Annotated in this window: 5 protein-coding genes; all 5 read right to left on the bottom strand. The window is 67.9% G+C overall.

What is annotated here, in order from left to right; translation table 11 throughout:
• Positions 1-649: hypothetical protein (locus tag U5A57_RS23300; RefSeq protein WP_321913985.1), on the bottom strand; the 649-nt coding region annotated here is incomplete at its 3' end.
• 547 nt (positions 650-1196) lie between these two features.
• Positions 1197-3293, bottom strand: a complete 2097-nt coding sequence (locus tag U5A57_RS23295) for an ABC transporter ATP-binding protein (RefSeq protein ID WP_321913984.1) — start codon at positions 3291-3293, stop codon at positions 1197-1199.
• A complete protein-coding gene (locus tag U5A57_RS23290; RefSeq protein WP_415765267.1) occupies positions 3290-4201 on the bottom strand; it encodes an ABC transporter permease in 912 nt (303 codons plus the stop codon). Before U5A57_RS23290 ends, U5A57_RS23295 begins: the two co-directional genes overlap by 4 nt.
• 5 nt (positions 4202-4206) lie before the next feature.
• Complete coding sequence (locus U5A57_RS23285; protein WP_415773912.1) at positions 4207-5208, bottom strand: ABC transporter permease; 1002 nt, start codon at positions 5206-5208, stop codon at positions 4207-4209.
• A gap of 60 nt (positions 5209-5268) precedes the next feature.
• Complete coding sequence (locus tag U5A57_RS23280) at positions 5269-6945, bottom strand: ABC transporter substrate-binding protein (RefSeq protein WP_321913982.1); 1677 nt, start codon at positions 6943-6945, stop codon at positions 5269-5271.
• Between the last annotated feature and the right edge of the window lie 143 nt (positions 6946-7088).

Raw genomic sequence — 7088 nt, 5'->3', positions numbered from 1 at the left:
TGGCGCCACCGTTGTTACCACCACCGTTGTTACCACCGCCGTTGTTACCACCACCGTTGTTACCACCACCGTTGTTACCACCACCGTTGTTGCCGCCGCCGTTGTTGCCACCACCGCCTTTCCCGCCACCGGAGTTGCTGGAACCGCCTCCCGAACCGCTCGGTCCCGTCCCTCCTACGCCAGAACTGCCGCTGCGGCCAAGCCCTCCCGTGCTGGCCGTAGCGGCGCCCGCGCCGCCGCCGCTGCTTCCGTTGCTGCCGCTCGACGACCCCGAGCCGCCGTGGCCGCCGCCGTTGCCTCGAAAACACGCGCTGCCTGTCGTACGGCTAATGCAATCGTTCGGCGCGAACACGGTAGAAACGTCGCTCGCCAGGATGGTTGAATCGGAGTCCGAATCAGTTTTCGATAAGGTGCCTGCAGCAGGCGAACCTGCAGCAGGCGACTCCTCAGCAACCGGCGCGCTGAAGGCCCCGAAGCCTTCCGCCCCGCTCGCGGGCATGGGTGCGTCCGCGAGCAGGATCACCGGATTGATGGTGTCGCCTGCGGCGCGGGCGGTGACCGCGGTGAACAGAACACCCGCGCCCACCGCACACATTCCCGCTCCCCGACTTATCCAGTAGTAGTACTGATGATTATTCGTCTTGTTCATCTTGTTCTCCCCGCGAGGCGGCAGTGGTGATGCCCTGCCTTCCCTCATGCCCCCGTGCAGGCTGCACGCCTTGTGCGCGTGCGCCGACTCCATCAGGCTCGCAACCCGCTTTGCGCCGGCGTGGATAATGTTTCGATCCGGCTCGCGCGGTACTCGCCAAACAAAAGGCACCCGGTCAGGCCGCGCGCAGGACGACCGGTTTGTGCAGGACTACTTGTGGATTGTCGGGACCCATGGTGTGGGACGGCAGATTACAAGCGCGTCGAGCGGCCGGTCATCCGTTCGCCCGGTGCGACACCCCGCGTGTGTCGGGGCGGATTGCACTGGATTGCAGCGGTCGGATGCCTGGTGCCGATGTAGCCAGTTTTGTGCCATCGGCCGGGGAGGGGCGTGCAGGGTGGATTTAACAATTGATGTGTCACCCGCGTGGCAGAAAAAACGCGGAAAACGTTACGGCGATGAAACGCGCGCGCCGAATGGCGCGATTTGCGTTGCGAAAGCGGACAGCGCAACGAACCGGGCGCGCGATACGAGCGCTATCGCACGTTCAGGTTGCCGCTTGTGTGGACGTGGTGGCGCGCTGTTGCGCACGCAATTCGTCTACGGGAATGTGGCAAAGAATGCGATGACCGCTGCCCGCATCGGCGATCGGCGGCGGCGCTTCATCGCAAATGGCGCCGACTTTGCGCGGGCAGTGCGCGCTGAAAATGCAGCCGCGCCCTGTGGCCTGCGTGCCGTTTGCCGAAGCCACGCCCAGCGCGCGCGCGGCCAGCAGCGTTTCTGTATACGGATGCCACGGGCCGTCGAACACCGCGCCAGCGGGCCCGCTTTCGACGATGCGGCCCGCGTAGAGCACGACGATGCGATCGGCGAGATAGCGCACGACATCGAGGTCGTGCGAGATGAACAGGTAGCTCACGCCGCGCTCGCGCTGCAGGCGTGCAAGCAGGTTGAGAATCGCGGCCTGCACGGAGACGTCGAGCGCCGAAGTGGGCTCGTCGCAGATCACGATGCGCGGCTCGCCCGCAAACGCCTGGGCAATCGCCACGCGCTGCTTGAGGCCGCCCGACAGTTGCCGTGCACGTGCCACGAGATAGCGCGCCGGCACGCGCACGGCTTCGAGCAGCCCCGCGATGCGCGATTCGTCTGAGGCTTGGTGGTCTGCCGCCGTGTCCTCACGCGGCCGGGAAAGCGCACGCTCGATCAGCCGTTTCACCGGCAGCGCACGATTGAGCGAGGCGTCCGGATGCTGGAACACGACGCGCAGCGCCGCACGTTCGTCGGCGCGACGGCGCGCGACGTGAGCGTGCAGGCGTTTGCCGTCGAGTTCAACGGCGCCCCCCGCGTCGGGCGCGTGCAGGCCGAGCAACATGCGCGCGAGTGTCGTCTTGCCGCTGCCCGATTCGCCTACAAGGCCGAGCGTCTCGCCCGCATGCAGCTCGATCGACACGCCGTCGAGCGCACGCACGGCTTGCGCGCCGTGTCCGAAGGTGCGCGAGACGTCGAGCGCCCGCAGTACGACGCGCGGTTCGGTATCGGCGTTCGTTGGGCTATGGCTCGATGGCAGCGAGCCCTCGCCGCCGCCGATCAAATTGCCGAACGGCAATTCGATCGCGCGCTCGTGGTAGTGGCAGCGCGACATCTGCTCACCGTGCGGCGACGTCATGCGATGCGGCGGCGGCGCTTCCACGTGGCAACGCGTGTCGGCGAGGCGGCAGCGCGGGGCATAGATGCAGCCGGGCGCGCTCGCGCCGGGCGCCGGCAACTCGCCCGGTATCGTGTCGAGCGCGCCTGCGTGCTTGTTGCGCCCATGCGCCGGCAGGCAGCGCAGCAGGCCCACCGTGTACGGATGCCGCGCGCGCTCGAACACGTCGCGCGTGATGCCTTCCTCGACCAGCCGCCCCGCGTAGAGCACGCCCACGCGTTCGCACATGCGCCCGATCACCGCGAGGTCGTGGCTGATGAGCAGCACCGCCATGCCCAGCTCCGCGCGCAGCTTGGCGATGAGGTCGAGCACCTCGGCCTCGACGGTGGCGTCGAGGCCCGTGGTCGGTTCGTCGAGGATCAGGAGCGCGGGGTTCGACGCGAGCGCCATCGCAATCACCACGCGTTGCTGCATGCCGCCCGATAGCTGATGCGGATAGCTCGCCAGCACGCGGCCCGGATCGGCGATGCGCACGCGTTCGAGCATCGCATGCGAGCGCGAACGGGCCACGCTCGCGTCGGCGCCCGCGGCTTCGAACGCTTCGTTCAACTGGCGGGCGATCGTGAGCGTGGGATTGAGCGCACTGGCGGGGTCCTGATAGACCATCGACACGGCGTTGGCGCGCAGCGTACGCAGGCCGTCGGCGTCGAGCGCGAGCACGTCGTCGCCCGCAATCGCGATGCGCCCGGCCTTCACGCGGCCGTTGCGCGGGAGATAGCGCAGGGCGGCGAGCGCGACCGTCGACTTGCCGCAGCCCGATTCGCCGACGAGCCCGTACGCTTCGCCGCGCCGGATGCACAGCGAGACGTCGGTGAGCACGTCGCGCTCGCGCCCGCGCACGCGGTAAGCGACGGTGAGGCCGACGAGCGCAAGCGCGTCGTCGTCGCGCGGCGCGCTAAAGGTGGCGAGAGCAGGGCGTGAAGAGGCGGGGCGGTTCACGATTGAAGCACCTCGCGCAGGCTGTCGGCAATGAGGTTCACGGCCACCACGAGCGAGGCGATGGCGAGCGCGTCGAATGCCACGGTCCACCAGGCGCCGCCCGCGAGCAGCGTGTACGACTCGGCGAGCGCGAGCCCCCAGTCGGCGGAAGGCGGCTGGATGCCGAAGCCGAGGAACGAGAGCGTCGCCACCGCGAAGATCGCATAGCCGAGGCGCACCGTCGCTTCGACGACGATGGGCGGCCAGACGTTCGGCAGGATCTCGCTGAACATCACGTCGAGCGCGTTCGCGCCGCGCAAACGCGCCGCCGCCACGTAGTCGAGATGGCGCTCGGCGAGCACGGCCGCGCGCACTGTGCGTGCGATGAGCGGCGCAAACGTAATGCCGATCACGAGCACCACGGCGAGATTCGAGGCACCCACGGCCGCGAGCACGAGCAGCGCGACGATCACGAGCGGCAGCGCGAGTACCGCGTCGAGCGTGCGCGCGACGAGGGTGCCGAATGCGCCTTCGAAATAGCCCGTCACCAGGCCGAGCGCTGCGCCTGCGAGCGTGCCGACGAGCGTGGCGAGCGGCGCGATCGTGAGGATGTCGCGCGCGCCCACGATCACGCGCGAGCAGATGTCGCGGCCAAGCTGATCGGTGCCGCACCAGTGCGTGTGGTCGGGCGGCAGGAGCGAGCTGAGCGGGTCGGACGCGTAGGCGTCGTGCGGCGCGAACCACGGGCCCGCGAGTGCGCAGACGATCCACCACACGAGGATCAACGCACCCGCGACGAACGAGGGCGAGCGCAGCAGGAGATGCAGCGTGTCGCGCAAACGCGTGTCGGCAAGCGCTTCTTCGCCGGGCTCGCCGGGCGGCTGCGCATCGGACGGCTTGCCGCCTGAGGAAATTGATTCGGATGCCATATCGTCTATGCGCCTCCCGGCGTGCGCAGGCGCGGGTCAAGGAGCGCGTGCAGCGCATCGGCGGCGAGATTGGCGAGGGTGTAGACCGCGCCCACCGCGAGCACGCCCGCTTCGAGCAACGGGAAGTCCTTGGTTTTCGCAGCGTTGAAGATGAGCGAACCTACACCCGGATAGCGGAACAGCGATTCGACCACGACGAGCCCGCCGATCAAATAACCGAGCTGCGTGGCCGCCACGGTCACGCTGGGCAAGAGCGCATTGCGCAGGACGTGTCGCACGATCACGACGTGGCTCGGCAGCCCTTTGAGAATCGCGGTGCGCGTGTAGTCGGCATCGAGCGCCGTGATCGTGCCTGCGCGCGCAATGCGCGCGAGATAGCCGAAGAACACCAGCACGAGAGGCAGCACGGGCAGCACGAGGTGACGCAATTGTTCGAGCGCGCCCGCGCCGCTGGGCGCGGTGGCTTCGATAGGCAGCCAGCGCAGCCACACGCCGAAAATGAGGATCAGCACGATCGACGAGACGAACTCCGGCACGGCGCTCGCGCATAGGCCGCCGGTGCTGATCGCGCGGTCGATCAGGCGGCCTTCGTGGAGCGCCGCCCACACGCCGCCCGCAATGCCGAGCGGCACCACGACCACGAACGCGAGCAGGCCGAGCTTCGCCGACTGCAGGAGCGCGTCGCCCACGAACGGCGCCACGGGTTCTTTGTAGCTCCACGACATGCCGAAGTCGCCGCGCAGCGCATGCGTGATCCACGAGGCGTACTGATCGAGCACGGGCCGGTCGGCGCCCAGTTCGTGATTGAGCGCGGCCACGGCGCGCGCGTCGGCGAGGGGGCCGAGCACGGCGCGGCCGATGTCGCCTGGCAGCAGCTGGCCGCCCGCGAACACGAGCACCGAAAGCAGCCAGAGCGTGTAGATCGCCCACGCAGCGCGCCTGCCAAGAAAGCGCGCGATGCCCGCACGCGGGGCGAATGCGCGCGCGGCGCCGGTCGGCTTCGACATGGGCGGGAGCGGAGTAGCCATCGGACCTCCGTTGCGGGTGCGCCAGCCTCGCGTGCCGGCTCAGGCGGCGAGCGTCGCGCGGTCGAAGTAGAGCTGGGCGAGCGCCGTGAAGCGCACGCCGGAAAGCACGGCGCGCTGCGCGATCAACTGGTCGTAGAAGTACGGGATGATCACGGGCGTCTCGTCGAGCAACAGCGTCTGGATCTGCCGCGCCACCTGCTTCTGGGCCGCCACGTCGAGCGTTGCTGCGAACTGCGCGACCAGCTTGTCGTACTCGGCGTTGCGAAAGTGCGCAGCATTCCACGTGCCGCCCGAGGTGAGCGGCGCGTTGAGAAACACGTTCGGCACGCCCCGATGCCCGTAGTCGGTTATACCGAGCGGCGAGTCGAGCCAGTCCGATTTGCCGAACGTGCCCGCGCCGTAGTACTGCGACTGGCTCTCCACCTTGAGCGTGATACGAATGCCGACCGCCTTCGCCGCGTTCTGCACGACCACGGCGAGGTCCGGTATCTCCATGTACTTTTCGGTGGTGAGCGTCACGTCGAAGCCGTTGGCCACGCCCGCCTGCGCGAGCAACTGGCGGGCCTTCGCGACATCGATCTTGCGCTGGGGCACGTCGGTTGCCGTAGAAGGAAAGATGGGCGCGAACGGACTGTCGTTGCCCACCTCGGCGCGGCCCTTGAAGAGTCCGCGCACGAGCACGTCGCGATCGAGCGCCAGCGCAAGCGCCTGGCGCACCCGCTTGTCCTTGAACGTGGGCGAGTCGTTGCGCATGTGGATCTGGCGATGCGCGCTCGAGCGCACGCCGATCACCTTGAAGTCGGGATTGTTCAGGATGCCGATGCCGCCCTGCACGGTGAACGTGCCCATCACGTCGGCCTGGTGACCTTGCAGCGCGAGCAGTTGCGCCTGCTCGTCGGCGTAGAACGCGAATTCCAGGCGCGCGGGCAGCGCCTTGTCGCCCCAGTAGTCGGGATTGCGCACGAAGCTCGCGCCGCGCCGCGCTTCGAACTTGCCGAGCTTGAATGGTCCCGTGCCGATGAAGCTCTTTTCGTAATTGCCCGCATAGTTGGCGGGTAGCATCACGGCGTTGTAGTTGTCCGAAGAAACGTAGTAGGCGAAGTTGCCATTGGGCGCGTCGAGATGGAACTCGACCGTGTGGTCGTCGATGGCCTTCGTTCCGCCTTTTGAAAGCACGCCCTTGAGCACCGAGAGCGCCGCCGAGCCGGTTGCCGGATCGGCGAGACGATCGAAGGTCGCCACCACGTCTTTCGCGCCGAACGGCTGGCCGTCGTGGAATTTCACGTTGGGGCGCAGCTTGAACGTCCAGACGTCTGCTTTCGCGTTGGCTTGCCACGAGAGCGCGAGGGCGGGTTGCAGATGGCCTTGCGCGTCGTCGTTGGCGAGGAATTCACCGGTCTGGTTCAAGAGACACAGCGCGCCCGCATCGGTCACGGTGAGCGGATCGACAGCGCCCGCAGGCATGAGGTGGGCCACGCGGATCGTTTGCTCGCCGGGCTTGCCCGCGCCTTGGGCGTGCGCGCTGCGTGGCACGCCGAGCCCCGCAAAAGCGGGCAGCGCCGTGAGGCCGACCGCGCTCGCATAGCGCAGCAGCTCGCGGCGCGTAAGGCGCCCGGCGGCGAATTCGTCGAGAGCATGATTGCCATGGTCGCCGGCCTGAGGGCGCAGCGCTTCGAGGCGGCAGAGGAGCGGACGGCGGGACTGCGGTCGTTTCATCGGTGCGGGTTTCCGTGCGATTCCGTTCAGGGGACGCGCGAGGCCCGGGGGCGTGCGCGACGGCGGCATGCGGTACGGCAGACGACGAAGGGGTGCAGCTAAGGCAGCGAATTGAAACTGAGCGAAACGATTGATGAGTCTAT

The organism is Paraburkholderia sp. J11-2 (genome assembly GCF_905220185.1).
Classification (GTDB): Bacteria; Pseudomonadota; Gammaproteobacteria; order Burkholderiales; family Burkholderiaceae; genus Paraburkholderia.
The sequence above is the reverse complement of the archived record's forward strand: the minus strand, read 5'-3'. Positions and strand labels throughout refer to the sequence as shown.

Bases quoted from the DNA above. Each gene is read 5' to 3' on its own strand.
- U5A57_RS23290 (WP_415765267.1), bottom strand. From the start codon at position 4,201: ATGGCATCCGAATCAATTTCCTCAGGCGGCAAGCCGTCCGATGCGCAG.
- U5A57_RS23280 (WP_321913982.1), bottom strand. From the start codon at position 6,945: ATGAAACGACCGCAGTCCCGCCGTCCGCTCCTCTGCCGCCTCGAAGCG.
- U5A57_RS23285 (WP_415773912.1), bottom strand. From the start codon at position 5,208: ATGTCGAAGCCGACCGGCGCCGCGCGCGCATTCGCCCCGCGTGCGGGC.